17 protein-coding genes are annotated in these 18,654 nt (G+C 70.7%); 11 read left to right on the forward strand and 6 right to left on the reverse strand.

What is annotated here, in order from left to right; translation table 11 throughout:
- Nucleotides 1-14 precede the first annotated feature (14 nt).
- On the reverse strand, nt 15-1,436 hold the full coding sequence (locus ACWZEH_RS29145) for an FAD-binding oxidoreductase (RefSeq protein WP_456194054.1): 1,422 nt from the start codon (nt 1,434-1,436) through the stop codon (nt 15-17).
- A 130-nt stretch (nt 1,437-1,566) separates the two neighbouring features.
- Here ACWZEH_RS29145 and ACWZEH_RS29150 point away from each other — a divergent pair, with 130 nt between their 5' ends.
- From ACWZEH_RS29150 to ACWZEH_RS29165, 4 genes are all read left to right on the forward strand, one after another.
- Nucleotides 1,567-2,055, forward strand: a complete 489-nt coding sequence (locus ACWZEH_RS29150) for a MarR family winged helix-turn-helix transcriptional regulator (RefSeq protein WP_456194055.1) — start codon at nt 1,567-1,569, stop codon at nt 2,053-2,055.
- A 165-nt stretch (nt 2,056-2,220) separates the two neighbouring features.
- Entirely contained in the window at nt 2,221-3,333 is a 1,113-nt protein-coding gene (locus tag ACWZEH_RS29155; RefSeq protein WP_456199887.1) for a type III polyketide synthase, read from the forward strand.
- Nucleotides 3,330-4,328 (forward strand): methyltransferase, encoded by a 999-nt coding sequence (locus ACWZEH_RS29160; protein WP_456194056.1) that lies wholly within the window; start codon nt 3,330-3,332, stop codon nt 4,326-4,328. Before ACWZEH_RS29155 ends, ACWZEH_RS29160 begins: the two co-directional genes overlap by 4 nt.
- 54 nt (nt 4,329-4,382) lie before the next feature.
- Nucleotides 4,383-5,219, forward strand: a complete 837-nt coding sequence (locus ACWZEH_RS29165) for an AfsR/SARP family transcriptional regulator (protein WP_456194057.1) — start codon at nt 4,383-4,385, stop codon at nt 5,217-5,219.
- 18 nt (nt 5,220-5,237) lie between these two features.
- Here the strand turns inward: ACWZEH_RS29165 and ACWZEH_RS29170 are convergent, their stop codons facing one another.
- Nucleotides 5,238-6,059 carry an AfsR/SARP family transcriptional regulator gene (locus tag ACWZEH_RS29170; RefSeq protein ID WP_456194058.1) on the reverse strand — a complete coding sequence of 274 codons (822 nt, stop codon included), beginning with the start codon at nt 6,057-6,059 and terminating at the stop codon, nt 5,238-5,240.
- Between the two features lie 1,047 nt (nt 6,060-7,106).
- Here ACWZEH_RS29170 and ACWZEH_RS29175 point away from each other — a divergent pair.
- Nucleotides 7,107-7,826, forward strand: a complete 720-nt coding sequence (locus ACWZEH_RS29175; protein ID WP_456194059.1) for a transposase — start codon at nt 7,107-7,109, stop codon at nt 7,824-7,826.
- 155 nt (nt 7,827-7,981) lie between these two features.
- Nucleotides 7,982-8,896, forward strand: coding sequence for a HipA family kinase (locus ACWZEH_RS29180; protein WP_456194060.1), 915 nt, complete (start codon nt 7,982-7,984; stop codon nt 8,894-8,896).
- 29 nt (nt 8,897-8,925) lie between these two features.
- On the opposite strand, the gene aceB is transcribed toward ACWZEH_RS29180, so the two are convergent.
- Nucleotides 8,926-10,551, reverse strand: a complete 1,626-nt coding sequence (gene aceB / locus ACWZEH_RS29185; protein ID WP_456194061.1) for a malate synthase A — start codon at nt 10,549-10,551, stop codon at nt 8,926-8,928.
- 181 nt (nt 10,552-10,732) lie between these two features.
- The gene (locus tag ACWZEH_RS29190) at nt 10,733-11,383 is read right to left on the reverse strand and encodes a nucleotidyltransferase family protein (RefSeq protein WP_456194062.1); all 651 of its coding nucleotides are present in this window, start codon (nt 11,381-11,383) and stop codon (nt 10,733-10,735) included.
- Between the two features lie 361 nt (nt 11,384-11,744).
- On the opposite strand from ACWZEH_RS29190, the gene ACWZEH_RS29195 reads away from it, so the two are divergent.
- Nucleotides 11,745-12,005 (forward strand): DUF5955 family protein, encoded by a 261-nt coding sequence (locus ACWZEH_RS29195; protein WP_456194063.1) that lies wholly within the window; start codon nt 11,745-11,747, stop codon nt 12,003-12,005.
- A gap of 84 nt (nt 12,006-12,089) precedes the next feature.
- Here the strand turns inward: ACWZEH_RS29195 and ACWZEH_RS29200 are convergent, their stop codons facing one another.
- Entirely contained in the window at nt 12,090-12,896 is an 807-nt protein-coding gene (locus ACWZEH_RS29200; RefSeq protein ID WP_456194064.1) for an IclR family transcriptional regulator, read from the reverse strand.
- Nucleotides 12,897-13,142: 246 nt separating this feature from the next.
- Between ACWZEH_RS29200 and allB the strand changes: the two genes are divergently transcribed.
- The gene (gene allB, locus ACWZEH_RS29205; RefSeq protein WP_456194065.1) at nt 13,143-14,483 is read left to right on the forward strand and encodes an allantoinase AllB; all 1,341 of its coding nucleotides are present in this window, start codon (nt 13,143-13,145) and stop codon (nt 14,481-14,483) included.
- A 76-nt stretch (nt 14,484-14,559) separates the two neighbouring features.
- Complete coding sequence (alc, locus tag ACWZEH_RS29210) at nt 14,560-15,717, forward strand: allantoicase (RefSeq protein ID WP_456194066.1); 1,158 nt, start codon at nt 14,560-14,562, stop codon at nt 15,715-15,717.
- A 471-nt stretch (nt 15,718-16,188) separates the two neighbouring features.
- Here alc and ACWZEH_RS29215 read toward each other — a convergent pair whose 3' ends face one another.
- On the reverse strand, nt 16,189-16,389 hold the full coding sequence (locus ACWZEH_RS29215) for a hypothetical protein (RefSeq protein ID WP_456194067.1): 201 nt from the start codon (nt 16,387-16,389) through the stop codon (nt 16,189-16,191).
- A 182-nt stretch (nt 16,390-16,571) separates the two neighbouring features.
- Here ACWZEH_RS29215 and ACWZEH_RS29220 point away from each other — a divergent pair, with 182 nt between their 5' ends.
- Together ACWZEH_RS29220 and ACWZEH_RS29225 are read left to right on the forward strand one after the other, a co-directional pair.
- Nucleotides 16,572-17,876, forward strand: coding sequence for a sensor histidine kinase (locus ACWZEH_RS29220; RefSeq protein WP_456194068.1), 1,305 nt, complete (start codon nt 16,572-16,574; stop codon nt 17,874-17,876).
- 80 nt (nt 17,877-17,956) lie between these two features.
- A complete protein-coding gene (locus ACWZEH_RS29225) occupies nt 17,957-18,631 on the forward strand; it encodes a response regulator transcription factor (protein ID WP_456194069.1) in 675 nt (224 codons plus the stop codon).
- The last annotated feature ends 23 nt before the right edge of the window (nt 18,632-18,654 follow it).

An 18,654-nucleotide genomic window follows, 5' to 3' on the forward strand; every position in this document is an offset into this window, starting at 1 on the left:
GATGGGCCGCTGCGCTACGCGCCTGAGACGGCCGGTGGGATGTTGTGGTTGAGCCGGAAGGTGTTCTCCGGGTCATGGACGGCCTTGATCTCGGTCAGGCGCTGGTAGTCCTTGGCGTCGTACGCCGAGCGCACGTGCTCGGCGTCCTTCTCGCCGTTCATGAAGTTCAGGGCGCGGCCACCCGTGCTCCACGGCGCGATCGACTCGAAGATGCGGTCGTGCGCGGGCCGGATCTCTGTGATGTCGGCGCGTTCCAGCCGGGAGACCACATTGAGCACGTAACGCGCGTCGCGGTTGCCGACGGCGTTGGGGATGCCGGAGGGTCGGGCGAGCCGTCCGCCGAGATGGCGCAGTTCGACGACGTGCGGCACCGGCGCGTGCGGGCCGGCCAGGTCCAGGACGGCGCGCACCGCGTCGGCGTCGAGTTCGCCCAGCATGGCGGTACCGGACTCGAAGGCCCCCGGGAAGGGGGGGTCGTTGTGAATGGACCCGGAATCGGCGTAGGCCAGCTCGCCAAGGGTGTCGGTGAACGGGTTGAGCGCCCGCAGCGGCGCCACCAGGCTCTCGCCGGCCCCGAGGGCATCTGCGGCGTAGGCGATCCGGACATGGACGACATGGCGGCCGCGCAGCGTCGGCGGCAGCGCCGGAACGTCCGGGAAGGAGATCAGCGCGGCCGAGGAGGTCATCTCGTCGGGTACCGTGGCCGTCCACCGCACGTAGGTGTCGAGGACCTCGGCGGCAGATTCGGCGCCGAAGAACAGGCCTCCGCCGTAGATCGTCGTGACCGGCATGAGGTCGATCTCGATTCCGGTCACCACGCCGAAGTTGTCCCGGCCGCCGCGCAGTGCCCAGAACAGGTCCGGATCCGAGTCCTCGGTGACCTGCCGCAGCCGGCCGTCCGCCGTGACGACGTCCACGCCGCGCACATGGTCGGCAGCGTATCCGTAACGCCGCGAGAGCAGTCCCAGCCCGCCGCCCAAGGTGTAGGAGACCACGCCGACGCCCGGGGCCGAGCCCGACAGCGGTGCCAGCCCGGCCGGCGCCGTCTCGTGGAGCACCTGGTTCCAGCGCACCCCGGCCCCGATCCACGCGGTGCCCGCCTCGGCCTTCACCCGGACACCCTGCATCCGGGATGTGTTGATCAGAACGCCGCCCTCGGCCGCGACGGCGGACAGCGCGTGCCCGGTTCCCTGCACCGCCACCGGAAGCCCGTGGCTGGTCGCGAATGCCACCGCGGCCTGCACATCAGCGGGTCCGGTCGCGCCCACCACAACGGCGGGCCGATGGCAACGGGCGGTCTGGTTTCCGGCGCGTTCCGCGTCGTACTGCTCGTCTGCGGGGGTGAGCACCGGACCCAGCACCTGTTCGGCTAAGGAGTCTGTCGCTGCGGCTTCGACGCCGACGACCTTGCTGCCTTCCTGGTCGGAACGGCTCATGGTTGTTCCTCTCTTCGCGGCTGCTGCGGGATTCACATCCCGGATCGGGTCCAGGCCGCCGGAGTCGGTCAAGCGGCCTCACCACGGTATAGTCAGGTAGTTTGACCGCTTAGTCAAGCTGCCTGACGAAATGGCCGTGACAGAAAGGTCGCCCGAGATGACGACGCAATCCGGGAAGCCCGATGAGGGCGGCGGGATCGAGGTGCCGCTGCCCACTCTGCTCGCGCGGGCCAAGGACACGACGATCGAGCGGCTCCACCGGCGGCTCGGCGAGGAGGGGTTCGAGGAGATTCGGTACCGGCACGGCTCCGTCTTCCGGTTCATCGACGCGGAAGGGTCGCGGCTGACCGTGCTCGCCGAACGTTCCGGGCTCACCAAACAGGCAATCGCCGAGGTGGTCAACGAACTCGAGCGATTCGGCTACGTCGAGCGGACGGCCGATCCGGGCGACCGTCGGGCAAAGCTCATCCGGCTGACCGAGCGGGGCGCGCAGGGCCAGGTCGCTGCCGCCCGGATCCTCGGGGAAATCGAACAGCAATGGGCGCGGCATCTCGGCCGGGACGAGATCGCCGTGCTGCGCCGAACGCTGGAATCGATCATCGCCCGCCAAGGCGAATAGCCCTCCTTTGGTGCCGAGGACGGGGAAGCCCAAGCCGATGCCAAGCCGATGGCAAGAGGGGCGAGTGATGGTTGTCGAAGCTGGATCCCCGACCCGATTCCGATTGTCGGCATCGGAAGCCATGAGATGACCGGTGCGACTTCTCAGAAGGTGGGCTCTGCAGATATGCCAACGTTGTGCAAACCGTCGGTGAGCGTGCCGGAACATGTCATCACCATGGAAGACACCCTGAAATTCGCCGAAGCGGCACACGCCGGAAAACCGCAGCTTTCGCTGGCGCTTCGGCTGATCAGGAACACGGGCGTGCAGAAACGACACATCGTGCAGCCCATCGAGAAGACGCTCCGCCACCCCGGCTTCGAGGAGCGCAACCGGATCTTCGAGGCCGAGGCCAAGAAAAGGTGTCCCGCGGTCATCGGACGGGCCCTGGCCAACGCCGGCCTGACGGCCCAGGACATCGACGCGATCATCTTCGTGTCGTGCACCGGATTCATGATGCCGTCGATGACCGCATGGCTGATCAACAATCTGGGATTCCGGACCAACACCCGGCAGATACCCATCGCGCAACTGGGCTGCGCGGCGGGCGGTGCAGCGATCAACCGTGCTCACGATTTCTGCATGGCCTACCCGGAGAGCAATGTTCTGATCGTCTCCTGCGAGCTGTGCTCACTGTGCTACCAGCCCGACGACGACGGTGTCGGCTCCCTGCTGTCCGACGGCTTGTTCGGTGACGCGGTCGCGGCCGCCGTGGTGCGCGGAAGCGGCGGCACCGGTGTGTCGCTGGAGCGCAACGCCTCGTACATCATCCCGAACACCGAGAACTGGATCTCCTACGCCGTACGCGCCACCGGCTTCCACTTCCAGCTGGACCGCAGGGTGCCCGGGACGATGGAGCCGCTCGCTCCGGTGCTGCGCGAGCTCGCCGTGGACCATGGCTGGGACATCGGCAATCTCGACTTCTACATCATCCACGCCGGCGGCCCGCGGATCCTGGCTGACCTGAGCAAATTCCTCGGCGTCGGCGAAGGCATGTTCCGCCATAGCTGGGCGACGCTGACGGAATACGGGAACATCGCCAGCGCAGTCGTATTCGACGCGCTGCGCAGACTGTTCGAGGAAGACACGATGACGCCGGATGCCACCGGTGTGATCGCGGGTTTCGGCCCCGGTATCACCGCTGAGATGGCGATGGGAAGTTGGTTCGCGGACGCGCCGACGGCAAGCACGGACCGAGTGACGTATGCCGTACTGGCATCCGCCGAGGAGGCACAGTGAACGACGACCGACCGAGGCCGGACCGGGTTCTGGAGATCGCCAACGGCTATTGGGCCACCGGCCTCCTTGGCGTGGCCGTGAGGCACTCGCTGTTCACCCATCTCCAGGCCGGTGTGGACACCACGGGCCGACTGGCAGCCAAAGCAGGTCTCTCCGAGCGGGGCGCGCAGACCCTGCTCGACGGGCTCGTCGGCCTGGGCCTGATCGAACTGCGCGACGCCAGGTACCGCAACACCGCCGAAGCGGCCGTCTTCCTGGTCGAAGGCGAGCGCACCGACCTGAGCGGTTACGCGAAACTCAAGTTGGCCGAGATGAGCAAGCTGGTGTCCCTGCTCGATGTGTTCCGCATCGGAGGGCCGGTGACGGACGCGATGGTGGAGGTGGCCGACAACCCCCACTGGGAGGAAGTGGTCCCCGCCATAGCCGCGCAGTCGGTTCCGGTGGCGAGGACCGCCGCGGACCTGCTGGGGCTGGCGGAGGCAGGGGAGATCTCGATCCTCGACCTGGGCGGCGGCTCGGGGATCTTCTCGTCCATCTGGCTCGAAATCAATCCCGCCGCCCGATCCACGCAGCTCGACTGGGAACCGATCAACGCGATCGCCCGCCGGCTGCTGGCGGAGCGGTCCGTGGCCGACCGGTTCACCTGCGTCGACGGCGACCTCCACACCGTCGACTTCGGCACCGCCGCCTACGACATCGCCGTGTACTCCCATGTCGCGCACCAGGAGGGGCCGGAGGACAACGTGGCGATCTTCTCCAAGGTCCGGGGCACCCTCAAGCCCGGAGCCACATTGGTCGTCTGCGACTACGTCGTGGACGACGACCGGGGCGGCCCGTCCTTCCCGCTCCTCTTCGCTTCGGAAATGCTGCTCAAGAGCAAGAAGGGCGGGACCTGGCGGCGGGCCGACTACCGGGCATGGCTCACCAAGGCGGGCTTCGAGGACATCTCGTTCCATCCCACCCCGTCGCCCGCCACACTGATTCTTGCCCGGTAGCGCACCACTCGCTGTCCCGGGCAGTCGGCTGCCGGCGCCACACAACAGGCCGGCATGGACGTCGATCAGGGGGGCGACCGCATGGAATTCCGGGTGCTGGGTTCGCTGTCGATCAAGGAAGACGGCGAAGAGCTGATCCGTACCACCGGCAAGCCACGGCAACTGCTGGCCCTGCTGCTGCTCAACGAGCCGCGCAGGGTACCGACCGGCTCACTGGTCACCGAGTTGTGGGACGACGCGCCGCCGCAGTGTGCCCTGGCCACCCTGCACACCCATATTTTCGCGCTGCGTACGGAGTTCGCCCGAAGGCTTGATGTCACGCGCGACCTGATCGTGCGGGATCTGATACAGACCCGCGGGGACGGCTATCAGATCAACCTCGGCAAGGCGTCCCTCGACGTATGCGAATTCCAGCGCCTGCGGCACCTGGCGCAGACACTGCTGAACACCGGTGACGTGCTCGGCGCCAGCCGGGTGCTCAGCGAGGCACTCGGCATGTGGCGTGGTCCCGCGCTACTGGACGTCCACCACGGCAGGCTGCTCCGCGCCGCGGTGGCGGAACTCGACCGGTCCAGGTTGGACACACTGGCCCTGTTCTTCGGAACCCAGCTGGATATGAGCCGGCATCGCGAGATACTGAGCGAGCTGGCCAGGCTCGTCGTGCGGCATCCCCACAACGAGGAGCTGCACGCCCGGTACATGGTCGCCTTGTACCGGTCGGGATACCGGACTCGGGCCCTGGAAGTCTTCGACGAGCTGCGTCGGAGCATGCATGATGAACTCGGCATAGCGCCGTCCGCGCGGATCACCAGGCTGCGGCACGTCATGCGGGTCGCCGACGCGGCGACCGTGGACGCCGCAAGCGGCTACGGACATGCCAGGGGCGCATGAGCCCTTCGAAACCCTCCGTCACGAGAGCTGTACCCGCACTTCCCCGGGCAACTGCAGCACCGGCATCCTGTCCAGCCCCGAGTCGGAGGTGAGTACCGCGTTGTAGTACTGGCGCAGTTTGGGAGACGGGTCCAGGCCGAACCCGCGGACCATGTTCCTGTGCAGCCGGTGAAACACTTCCAACGCGCTGGTGCGGTAGCCGGAGCGGTACAGCGCGATCATGAGCTGGGCATGCAGGTCTTCGTGGAACCGGTCGTGCGTCACCAGGTCTGTGAGCTCAGCGAGAATCTCCTGATGCCTCCCGAGCCGCAGGTCCAGCTCTATGCGGTGGTTCAGCATCGTCGACCTCGACTGCTCAAGCCCTGCCGCCTCGGCACGGATGGTCGGCCCCGGTTCGACGTCGGCCAGCGCCGGACCGCGCCACAACGACAGCGCCTCACGAAAGTCCTGAACAGCCGTGACCAGATCTCCGTCGGCGATGGCCGCCGCACCTGAGCGTTCCAGCTGATGAAAGGCCCGCAGGTCGAACCGGCTCACGTCGCCGACGAACTCGTAGCCGTCGCGCGCGGTGCGCAACGTCTCGCTGCTGACGGCGTCCATGCTTTGACCGGTGACCTCGGCGAGGTTCTTGCGCAGTTGGAAAACGTAGAGCTGCACGGAGGCCCGCGCCGTTTTCGGCGCATGGCCGCCCCACAGCTCCTCTGCCAAGGTGGCCATCGGCACGACGCGTGAGTGCTTGAGCAGGAGCAGGGCGAGGATCTGACGTGGCTTCCGCGCGCTGACCTCCATCCTGCGGTCGGCGCAGGAGATGAGCAGCGGTCCAAGAAGCTGAACCTGCATTTCGTTTCCCCTCTCGGGACATGCGCAGGCGATGGGCACGTTCGCCGGGGGCGCGGCAGGGCGGCCTTTGCGCCGCAGCGTCGGGGCGCAGTCGGGCACCGACGCAACCTTTGACCGTAAGAGCACCGCGAGACCACCCCGGAAGCACCTTGAAGGGAGTGGGGCCTTACATCCCACGGTGTGACATCCCGCCGGAAGACCGCAGAGATCTCAGAACGCGGTCTTCCGGCGGTGAACGCTGCTGCGTGCGATGGGACTTCGTCCACCACGGGCCGGGGCTGCGGGGGCTGCTCCTTCCTGATCTTCGTGGGGATCGGGCCGGCGCGTCGGGCAAGCCGACAGGCGGGCACCCCGGACGCGGCCGGTTCGTGGCGAGGGATTGGCGGTGGGCCGCACGCCGGTGCCCGCCACGTCGTCGACGCGAGCCCTCGAACGCGGATGCCTCGCGTCGGCCGGTCCCGCTGAGCACAGGATCGAAGAGATGCGCACCATGCCGTACGCGAACCGGCTCTCGCCGGGACGGCAGCGCGCCCGCAGCACGGCGTGCGGCAGCGCGGACTTTCCCATTTTCATGTTCTCGGTGATGCGGCTCCCCGTTCGCAGCATTGTGCCAATGTCGCATTCACTGCCGAGAAGTGCAAGCTTGAATAGGGTCACTACGGGAGTGGCGTCGGTGACGGGAGAGTGCCCAGGGAAATCGGACCTTTGAATTCCGTATTTTACGCACTCGTCTTGCCCGGGCCTTGTGATACGTACACCGCGCACACCCCGAAGATACGTACTTCACGGCCCGTTGCGTACTCGAGGAAGCGTTTATCGACCCGAAACGCTTTGGGTTCGGGCTTGTCGGCAGTGTGTGGGCAAACCGGTGGGGGATACGCGGAGGCGGATCGGCGAGTCGATCTTCAAGTCGTACCGGGTCCGCTTCACCGGGTCCGGCGTGGGCAAGTACCTCGAGCGGCGGGGCCGGCCTTCCGGCGCCCGGACAGGAGTGCGGTCGAACAGGATGCGAAAGCGGTCCGCGTCCGGCACGAGGAGACCTGGCCGGTGCCCCGGGCCCAGGCGGAGGCGGGGAACGCCGAAGGGCTCTTCGGTGGTCAGGTCGGGGTCCGCTCGGACCAGGTCACCGGCCGCACCCGGGGCGCCAAGGGCGCGACGCCGGTCGTCGGTCGCACCGGGAATCGGTTCTCCGTGAACGAGATGTCCGCGATCAGTACGAAGGGCCGGATGCACTTCATGGTCTTCACAGGGCCGTTCGACGCGAAGGTCGTGTGCCGCTTCCTCACCCGGCCCGCCGGGCACTTCGACCGGGAGGTCCGCCCGGTCTTCGACCGGCACTTTGTCCACCGCTCGAAGACCGCCGGGGCCTGGCTCGCCGACCACCGGGACGGGACCGAGCCGCGCCTCCTGCCCCCCCGTACTCACCCGAGCCGCACTCGGACGAGCCGGTCGACGCCGATCTCAAACGCAGTCCGCCCCGCACCCACCGGGCCGGGAACCAGGCCGAACCCGCTGCCGGGACCCGCAGGTTCTTCCACCGCCGCCAACGCCGGCCCGGCATCGTCACCGGCTGCTTCAAGCCCCGTACGTCCGCTGCGTCCTCGGCGGGTGCCCCCAATGAGTTTCCGATCAATAGAAGACCGCTGGATCGAGAAGAAGGATCCGGTCACCGGGAAGAAAGGAGGAACCACTCACTGCGGGAAGGGAAAGAGATACAAGGCCGCCGGTATCCCCGGAATCCGGAACCGCTCCTTCGGGACCCTGTAGGACGCCGAAGCACGGCTTCGGCGGTCGGCCACGGGTGAGGAGCGCGGGGGAGTTCGCGGACCCGTGCGACGGATCCGCCACGCCGGCCGGCTGCATCACCATGCATGGGGTCAGGTCGTGGATTACAAGGCCAAGGTATCGCGTAGCCTGGGGAAATGCTGACTGAGGTCATCGCTACCCGTTACCTCACACCTCTGCGGTCCGGTGGGTCCGTGCCCGGCGTGTTCGAGGCCGACGACCTGGGCACCTACGTCGTGAAGTTCACGGGGTCCGCGCAGGGGCGCAAGGCGCTGGTGGCCGAGGTGATCGTCGGGGAACTGGCGCGTGCGCTGGGGCTGCGGTTCCCGGAACTGGTGCTGGTGGACTTCGATCCGGTGATCGCCGACAGCGAGCCGCACCAGGAGGTGCGGGAACTGCACGCGGCCAGCGCCGGGACCAACCTCGGCATGGACTACCTGCCGGGGGCGCGGGACTTCACGCCCGAGGTCGCCGAGGTGTTTCCCGTCGACCCGGTGGAGGCCGGGCGGATCGTCTGGCTCGACGCCCTCACGGTGAACGTGGACCGGACCGTGCACTCCTCCAACCTGATGGTCTGGCCGACGCTCGGCGTCGCGGAGCCCCGGCTGTGGCTCATCGACCACGGGGCCGCGCTCGTCTTCCACCACCGCTGGGACGCGTCCGACCCGGTGAAGGCATACGACTTCCGCCACCATGCCCTCGGCGGCCACGGGCCCGACGTCCGCGCCGCCGACGCCGAGCTCGCGCCCCGGGTGACCGAGGAACTGCTGCGCTCCATCACGGCCGAGGTACCCGACGCCTGGCTCGCCGGCGACCCCGACTTCGCGACGCCCGACGCGGCCCGCGAGGCATACGTGAGGTACCTGGACGCGCGGGTACGGGCCTCGGAGGCGTGGCTGCCGACCGACTTTCCCGGCGCGGAGGAACTGGCCGCGGAGAACGCCCGCCGGGCCGCCCGCTCCCGGCAGGGGCGCCCGGCCTGGCTCAAGAACGTTCCCGATCTGCACGGCAGGCCCGCGGCGGAGCAGGACTGGTCGGCGCACCTGGGGTGACCGGCGGCCCGGGGCGGGTGCCGTGCGGGTCAGCCCTTGAGCTGTTCGTAGGCCGGCAGGGTGAGGAAGTCGGCGTAGTCCTCGTCCAGGGCGACCGTCAGCAGCAGGTCGTGGGCCTGCTGCCAGTGGCCCGCCGCGAAGGCCTCCTCGCCCAGCTCTCCGCGGATGCTCGACAGTTCCCCGGCCGCGATCCCGCGGGTCAGCTCCGCGGTGACCGGCTCGCCGTTGTCGAGGACGACACCCGCGTTGATCCACTGCCAGATCTGCGAACGGGAGATCTCGGCGGTCGCCGCGTCCTCCATCAGGTTGAAGATGGCCACCGCGCCGAGGCCGCGCAGCCATGCCTCGATGTAACGGATGCCCACCTGAACGGCGTTGACCAGGCCCGCGTACGTCGGCGTCGCCTTCAGGGAATCGATCGCGATCAGGTCGGCGGCGCTGACGTCGACGTCCTCGCGCAGCCGGTCCTTCTGGTTCGGCCGGCCGCCGAGCACCCGGTCGAAGGACTCCAGGGCGATCGGGACCAGGTCCGGGTGGGCGACCCAGGAGCCGTCGAAACCGTCGTTCGCCTCACGGTCCTTGTCGGCACGCACCTTCTCGAACGCGACCTTGTTGACCTCCGGGTCCCGGCGGGACGGGATGAAGGCCGCCATGCCGCCGATCGCGTGCGCGCCCCGCTTGTGACAGGTGTGCACGAGGAGTTCGGTGTACGCCCGCATGAACGGGGCCGTCATCGTGACCGCGTTGCGGTCCGGCAGGACGAACTTCGCTCCGCCGTCCCGGAAGTTCTTGACGATGGAGAACAGGTAGTCCCAGCGTCCGGCGTTCAACCCGGAGGCGTGGTCACGCAGTTCGTAGAGGATCTCCTCCATCTCGTACGCGGCCGTGATCGTCTCGATGAGGACGGTGGCGCGCACGGTGCCCCGGGGGATGCCCGCGTAGTCCTGCGCGAAGACGAACACGTCGTTCCACAGGCGGGCTTCGAGGTGGGACTCCGTCTTCGGGAGGTAGAAGTACGGGCCCTTGCCGAGGTCGATCAGCCGCTGGGCGTTGTGGAAGAAGTACAGCCCGAAGTCGACCAGGGCACCGGGCACCCGGGTGCCGTCGGCGTCGATGAGGTGGCGCTCGTCCAGGTGCCAGCCGCGCGGGCGCGTGACGACCGTCGCCAGTTCCCCCTCCGGGCGCAGGGCGTAGGACCTGCCGGACGACGTGTCGGTGAAGTCGATGGTCCGGGCGTGGGCGTCGATCAGGTTGAGCTGGCCGAGGACCACGTTCTCCCAGGTGGGCGCGGAGGCGTCCTCGAAGTCCGCGAGCCACACCTTCGCGCCCGAGTTGAGGGCGTTGACGGTCATCCTGCGGTCGGTGGGGCCGGTGATCTCGACCCGGCGGTCGTTCAGGGCCTCGGGGGCCGGGGCCACCCTCCAGGAGTCGTCCGCCCGGACGGCGGCCGTCTCGGGGAGGAAGTCGAGCGTGGACGTACGGGCGATCTCGGCACGGCGCTCCGCGCGACGGGCGAGGAGTTCGTCCCGCCCGGGCGTGAACCGCCGGTGCAGCTCCGCCACGAAGGCGAGGGCCGCCCCGGTGAGGACCTCCTCCTGCCGGGGCAGGGGCTCGGCGTCGACGACGGCCAGCGGGTGCGGCGCTGGTGCGGACATCAGCTGTCACTTCCTTCGGCGGACAGGGCACCGGGTGCCGGTCGACCCGGGTACGGCGGGGAGCGCCCGGGGAGGGGTGGGGCTGAAGGGCGCTCTGGCTTGCGGATAGTAGTTTCCTTATCGTGGAAGTTCAATGGTTTGTTGATGTCGGGGGGTCCCGGGCCGGGCAGGCGGCACCCGCTCACTCGAGGCGGCTCAGATCCTCCTCCGTGTCGATGTCGTAGGCCTCGGCCACGTCCCCGCACTCGACGAGGGTGATCGCGTCCGCGTGTTCCTTCAGGTAGGCGCGTGCCCCCCGGTCGCCGGCCGCGGCCGCGGCCACGCCGGCCCAGTGCGCGGCCCCGAACAGGACGGGGTGGCCGCGCGCGCCGGCGTAGGCCGCCGAGAGCAGGGCGTCCGGGAGGGGCGCGCCCTGTGCCTCCCGTGCCGCGTGCGCGGCGAGTACCCGCGCGACCGCCTGCGGACCGATGCCGGGCTGGTCGACCAGCAGGACCAGGGCGGCCCGCGCCTGCGTGCCGGCCAGCGAGGCGAGCCCGGCCCGCAGGGACGAGCCCATGCCCTGCTCCCAGGCCGGGTTGTCGACGAGTACGCAGTCCGCCAGTGCGGCGCGTGCGCGTACGTCGTCCGCCCGCGCGCCGAGCACCACGTGCACGCGCTCGCAGCCGCCCGCGCGCAACGCCCGTACCGCGTGCTCCACCAGCGGCCGTCCCCGGTGCGTCAGCAGCGCCTTGGGACGGCCGCCCAGGCGCCGGCCACCACCCGCCGCGAGCAGCAGCCCCGCCACCTGTCCCGTGGCCCGTTCCGAGTCCGGACTCGTCCGACGTGTCGTCATGGGTTCTGCATACCTCAACACCCCGCGGACCACCGCCGGACGCCGGAGGGACGCGGTGGGCGGCGCGGGGGTGGCGCGGTGAGCGGGGGAGGAGAGCGGGGTGGATGGTGCGGAAGGGGTGGAAACGGGACGGATGCGGGGAGCGCGGAGGGGCGCATCCGGTCTGGAATGTCACGCTGTGGAGCAAGACGATGACGCAGCGGGCTGGCGCGGAGGGGGTGGGGTGGCGTTTACTGGCGCGCACCGGGCGACGGGGCGGCGGGGCCGATGGGGAGGCGCACCACCGCGTGCGAGGGGGAGGTCTGTGGTGCGGAGCGTAGGGCAGCGGCATGCGGCCGGCAGTCGGCAGGACGATCCACGGGTGACGGAGCTGCGCTCCGCCGTGGCCCGGTTGCGGCGTCAACTGGCAGCCTATCCAATGGAATTCCCCGACCGGATCATCGCGGAGGAGGAACTCGCCGCACTGGACGACCTCGCGGCCGGCGGCAATCCCGAGATTCCCCGGTTACGCCGTTCCCTGCTGCTGATCGCCGGCGCGATCGGCTCGGTGAGCGCACTCGGCCGAGGGCTGGGCGAAGTGCGGGACGCGGTGGACCTGTTCGGGCCGTCACCCCGGGCTTGACGCACACCTGTGCGCACGCCTCCCGAAGGGGGGCGTGCGCGGGCGCTGTGGTCGCGGTGGGCGACCGGTTCGGGGCTGGCCGGGTCAGACCGCCGGGCCGCTGCCCGGGGTGGTGAGCACCTCGGAGAGTTCCGTCGCCGCCTGCTGGAGCACCGGCACGATCCGCTCCGTCGCCGCCTCCGTGACCCGTCCCGCGGGACCGGAGATCGAGAGGGCGGCCGGGGTGGGGGAGTCGGGTACGGAGACGGCGAGGCACCGCACGCCGATCTCCTGCTCGTTGTCGTCGACGGCGTAGCCCTGGCGGCGTACCTCGTCGAGCGCGGCCAGGAAACCCTCCGGTGTGGTGATGGTCCTGTCCGTCGCCGCGGGCATCCCGGTACGGGCGAGCAGGGCCCGTACGTCCTGCGGCGGGAAGCCTGCCAACAGGGCCTTGCCCACGCCGGTGGAGTGCGGCAGGACGCGGCGGCCGACCTCGGTGAACATCCGCATGGAGTGCTTGGACGGCACCTGCGCGACGTACACGATCTCGTCCCCGTCGAGCAGTGCCATGTTGGCCGTCTCGCCGGTCTCCTCCACCAGGCGGGCCAGATATGGGCGTGCCCAGGTGCCCAGCAGCCGGGAGGAGGACTCGCCGAGCCGGATCAGGCGCGGGCCGAGCGCGTACCGGCGGTTGGGCTGCTGACGTACGTAACCGCACGTGACCAGGGTACGCATCAGGCGGTGGATGGTCGGCAGGGGCAGCCCGCTGCTCGCCGACAGCTCGCTGAGGCCGACCTCGCCGCCCGCGTCCGCCATCCGCTCGAGCAGGTCGAAGGCGCGCTCGAGGGACTGCACCCCGCCGCTCGGGGCGGACCGGACGGAGTCGTTGGTGCTGGCGTCGGACGTCGGCACGGCGCGTTCCTTTCGGGCTGGCGGGAAGGGCAGAAGCCTACCCGGCAGGCGATCGGCCGCCTGTCTGCGCGTTCACGCGTGCATGCGTTCCGCTTCCCGGAATATTAATTCCGCTTTATGGAACAGTTCAAGAGGTGTACGCCGACGTCCGTGTCGGCAGTGTGCCCTTGACGGCGTCGGAGCGGGAGTGAAGACTCCTTCAACAGAACGTTGAAAAAGTGGCCATGAGGGCTCAGGAGGGTGCGGGTGTCCGACGTCGAACTGGTGCTGCGCTCGACGCGCGTCATCACTCCCGGGGGGACGCGCGCCGCGTCGGTCGTCGTCGCCGCCGGCACGATCGCGGCCGTCCTGCCGTACGAGGCGCCCGTCCCCGGGGCGGCCCGCCTGACGGACCTCGGCGACGACGTGCTGCTGCCCGGCCTGGTCGACACCCACGTGCACGTCAACGACCCGGGCCGCAGCGAGTGGGAGGGCTTCTGGACCGCCACCCGCGCGGCGGCGGCCGGTGGCATCACCACGCTCCTCGACATGCCGCTCAACTCCCTCCCGCCGACGACGACGACCGGCCATCTGCGCACCAAGCAGCAGGCCGCCGCCGGCCGGACCCATGTCGACGTCGGCTTCTGGGGCGGTGCCCTGCCCGGCAACGTCGAGGACCTGCGCCCGCTGCACGAGGCCGGCGTCTTCGGCTTCAAGGCGTTCCTGTCGCCGTCCGGAGTCGACGAGTTCCCGCACCTCGGACAGGACCGGCTGGCCCGCACCCTGGCGGAGACCGCCGCCTTCGACGGGCTGCTGATCGTGCACGCCGAGGACCCCGGCCACCTCGACGCCGCCCCCCGGCACGGCGGCCCGAAGTACGCCGACTTCCTCGCCTCCCGCCCGCGCCACGCCGAGGACACCGCCGTCGCCCGGCTCCTCACGCAGGCGAAACGCCTCGACGCGCGCGTGCACATCCTGCACCTGTCCTCCAGCGACGCGCTGCCGCTGATCGCGGAGGCCAAGTCCGACGGGGTGCGCGTCACCGTCGAGACCTGCCCCCACTACCTGACCCTCACCGCCGAGGAAGTCCCGGACGGTGCCAGCGAGTTCAAGTGCTGCCCGCCCATCCGCGAAGCCGCCAACCAGGGACCGCTCTGGCAGGCGCTGGCGGACGGCGTCATCGACTGCGTGGTCACCGACCACTCCCCGTCCACCGCCGACCTCAAGACGACCGACTTCGCCACCGCCTGGGGTGGCATCTCCGGCCTCCAGCTCAGCCTGCCCGTCGTCTGGACCGGAGCCCGCGAACGGGGACACGGCCTGGAGGACGTCGTGCGCTGGATGTCGGCGCGTACGGCGGGACTCGCCGGTCTCGGCGGCCGCAAGGGCGCCATCGCGCCCGGCCACGACGCCGACTTCGCCGTCCTGGCACCCGACGACACCTTCACCGTCGACCCGGCGGGGCTCCAGCACCGCAACCGCGTGACGGCGTACGCGGGCAGGACCCTGCACGGCGTCGTGAAGTCCACCTGGCTGCGCGGCCGGCGCGTCATGGCCGACGGCGAGTTCACCGCACCGCAGGGCCGGCTGCTGGCCCGCGTCCCCTGACCCGGGCGTCCCCGGCCCCCGGCCCCCGGCCCCCGGCCCCCGGCCACCGACCACCGAAAGGAAGGACCGGATCACCGTGACCGCGCAGCACGAGTCCCCGGCGGCCCGCTTCACCGGCGCCGCGCGCCCCTACGGCGGCGGTGACCCGTACGCGGACTACCGCACCGCCGACTTCCCCTTCACGCAGCTCACCGACCTCGCCGACCGCCGGCTCGGCGCCGGTGTCGTCGCCGCCAACGACGAGTTCTTCGCCGAGCGCGAGAACCTGCTGCTGCCCGGGCGTGCCGTGTTCGACCCCGAGCACTTCGGGCACAGGGGCAAGACCATGGACGGCTGGGAGACCCGGCGCCGCCGCGGCTCCCGCGCCGGGCACCCCTGGCCGGCGGCGGAGGACCGCGACTGGGCGCTGATCCGCCTCGGCGCGCCCGGAGTCGTCCACGGCATCGTCGTCGACACCGCCCATTTCCGCGGCAACCACCCCCGGGCCGTGTCGGTCGAGGGTGTCTCGGTGCCCGGCTCCCCGGCACCGGAGGAACTGCTGTCGGACGAGGCGAGGTGGACGACGCTGCTGCCGCGCACCCCGGTGGGCGGCCACGCGGCCAACGGCTTCGCCGTACCGGCCGGCCGGCGCTTCACCCATCTGCGTCTGTCCCAGTACCCCGACGGAGGCATCGCGCGGCTGCGCGTGTACGGCGAGGTCGCCCCGGACCCGGTGTGGCTGGAGGCCCTGGGCACCTTCGACGTCGTCGCCCTGGAGAACGGCGGCCGGGTCGAGGACGCGTCCGACCGCTTCTACTCACCGCCCGTGAACACCATAAGGCCCGGCCGTTCCCACCGGATGGACCACGGCTGGGAGACCCGGCGCCGCCGCGACCAGGGGCACGACTGGATCCGCTACCGGCTCACGGGCCAGGCGGAGATCCGCGCCCTGGAGATCGACACCGCGTACCTGAAGGGCAACAGCGCCGGCTGGGCCTCGGTGTCGGTGCGGGACACGGAGCACGGCAGAGCCGATGGGCATGGTGGGGACGGCGGATGGCGGGAGATCCTGTCCCGGACCCGTCTCCAGCCCGACACCGACCACCGCTTCGTCCTCCCCGCTCCGGCGATCGGCACGCACGCGCGCGTGGACGTCTTCCCCGACGGGGGCATCTCCCGGCTGCGCCTGTTCGGTTCGCTGACCGGGCAGGGAGCGGCCGCCCTGGCCACCCGCCACCGGGAGCTGGGCGGCTGACCCGCCGGGCCGGCAGGGGCCGCGACGGACGATGCGGGGACGCGTCAGACCCAGGGCCTCGTCCCGGGGCCGGGCCCGCAGGCGCTGCTCGGGCGGATGCGCGCGATACGCGAGCGCCTCGCACCCCGCCTCCCCGGCGTGCCCGCCGACGAGGAACCGCGCGGCCACCTCGCCACGCTCGCGCCGACGACCCTGCGGGGGCTTCAGGAGAGCGGCGCGTGGGACACGCTGATCGTCGGGGGCGAGGAGGCCGACATCGACCTCTTCTACCAGTCGGACGCCCCGTCCATGTCGCCCGCCCCGCGGACCCGCGGACCCTCGGCCCTGATTCCGGCCCTCGGCAGACGACCTTCGACCCGGCCTGACGTCCGCCTCCCCACGACGACCCGGCGCCCGGCCGGGTGCCCGCCCAGGCACCCGGCCGGCCGAGCGCGACGCCGACGGACTTCCCGGAGCCCTCACACGCCGTCCTCAGCCGGACCTCAGGCTCTCCGCCACGGCGAACAGGGCGAAGCCCAGAACGAGCAGGGTGATGCCCGCGTAGATCTCGAGGCCGTCCAGGAACCCCAGCCGCCGCACCAGGCCCACGTCCAAGGAGGTGAACCCGGTCACCAGGCAGGCGGCACCCTGCAGCAGGGCAAGCACGCCGAGAATCTCCAGCAGTTTCCTCATGCACAGGATGATCACCGCGCGCCGCCCTCGCGCGCGTCGGCCACCGGGCGCGAGGCCGGTGACGAAGGTCGGCGTCCTGGCGCGCGGAGCACGCCGAAAGTCTGCGGCCGTACGACTTCGGTAGCCGATCCGGACCGGGGAGGGACGGACCGGGCGGCCCCTGCATAGGTTTGACGACCGTGATGAGAGTTGACAAGGCGCCACGGACGGCCTCGGTGTCCACGGGAGCACGATGGCTTCATCCGTCAGCCCTCCTCCACGAACTCGACCGCGTCCCCGACGCAGACCGCGTCCCCGGCCTCGACGACGCTTCCGGGCCCACCCGCTCCGCGCGGCGCCCCCACCGTCCCCGGCGCACCGCGCGGGACTGGGTCGTCGACTTCGCCTGCTTCCTGCTGGCCGTGTTCGTGGGCCTGCTGGGCCTCGATGCCCTGGTGGAGAATCCAGGCGTCCCGCGCACGGTGGTCGCCGCCGACCAGGTGCTCGGCGCGCTGTCCTGCGCCGCGCTCTGGCTGCGCCGCCGCTGGCCGATCGGCCTGGCCGCGGTGATGGTGCCCGTCAGCCAGATCTCGGAGACGTCCGGCGGTGTGGCCCTGATCGCCCTGTTCAGCCTCGCGGTGCACCGCCCCTTCCGGTACGTGGCCTGGGCCGCCGGGGGCCATCTCGTGGCGGCCCCGTTCTACTTCTGGTGGCGCCCCGACCCTGAACTGCCCTACGTCGCGACGCTCGTCCTCGCCGTTCTGATGACGGGAGTGTGCGTCGGCTGGGGCATGTTCGTCCGGTCCAAGCGACAGCTGCTGCTGAGCTTGCGGGACCGGGCCCGTCGGGCCGAGACGGAGGCACGGCTGCGGGCCGAGCAGGCGCAGCGGCTCGCCCGCGAGGCCATCGCACGGGAGATGCACGACGTACTGGCACACCGGCTGACGCTGCTCAGCGTGCACGCGGGCGCGCTGGAGTTCCGCCCCGACGCGCCCCGCGAGGAGATCACGCGGGCGGCCGGGGTGATCAGGGAGAGCGCGCACGAGGCGCTGCAGGACCTGCGGGAGATCATCGGTGTGCTGCGGACCGGCGAGTCCGACGACGCGGGCCGGCCGCAGCCGACGCTCGCGGCGCTGGACCGGCTGGTCGCAGAGTCGCGGGAGGCCGGGACGAAGGTCGTCCTCGACCACCGGATCACCGGCCCCGGCGCCGCCGTCCCCGCCTCCGTGGGCCGCACCGCCTACCGGATCGTCCAGGAGGCGCTCACGAACGCCCGCAAACACGCCCCCGGTGCCGAGGTCGTCGTCTCCGTCACGGGCGGCCCGGGGGAGGGCCTCGCCGTGTCCGTACGCAACCCCGCCCCGGCCGGGGACGTACCGCCCGTCCCCGGTGCCGGACAAGGACTGATCGGCCTGACCGAACGGGCTACCCTGGCGGGCGGCACCCTGGAGCACGGCCCCACGTCCGACGGCGGGTTCGAGGTCCGGGCCCGGTTGCCGTGGGGCTGAACGGAGACCGGCGAAGCCTCGTCACGACCGCCGTCCCGCCGTCGCCACTGTCCCCGTCCGCCCCCGACGCCCGAAGGCCCATGACCGCGATCAGACTGCTTCTCGTCGACGACGATCCGCTGGTGCGGGCCGGGCTGTCCCTGATGCTGGGCGGCGCCGACGACATCGAGATCGTCGGCGAGGCCGCCGACGGCGACGAGGTCCAGGAACTCGTCGACCGCACCCGCCCGGACGTCGTCCTCATGGACATCCGCATGCCGTCGGTGGACGGTCTCACCGCCACCGAACTGCTGCGCCGGCGCGACGACGCTCCGCACATCGTGCTGCTCACCACCTTTCACGCCGACGAGCAGGTGCTGCGGGCGCTTCGCGCGGGTGCCGCGGGCTTCGTCCTCAAGGACACCCCACCCGCTGAGATCGTCGACGCGGTGCGCCGGGTCGCGGCCGGTGACCCCGTCCTGTCGCCGACGGTCACCAGACAGCTCATGGCGCACGCGACCGGCAGCGCCGCCGGCACCCGGCGCGCACGCGCGCGTGCGCGGCTGGCCGCCCTCAACGAACGCGAGCGCGAGGTCGCCGTCGCGGTCGGCCGGGGGCACGCCAACGCCGGGATCGCCGCCGAGCTCTACATGAGCGTGGCCACCGTCAAAACCCATGTCTCCCGAGTCCTGGCCAAACTGGACCTCGACAACCGCGTGCAGATCGCCCTGCTCGTCCAGGACGCCGGCCTCCTGGAAGACACCCGGGAGACCTGACCCGTACGGGGCCGGCCGTCACT

It is taken from the genome of Streptomyces yamdrokensis, from assembly GCF_053890455.1.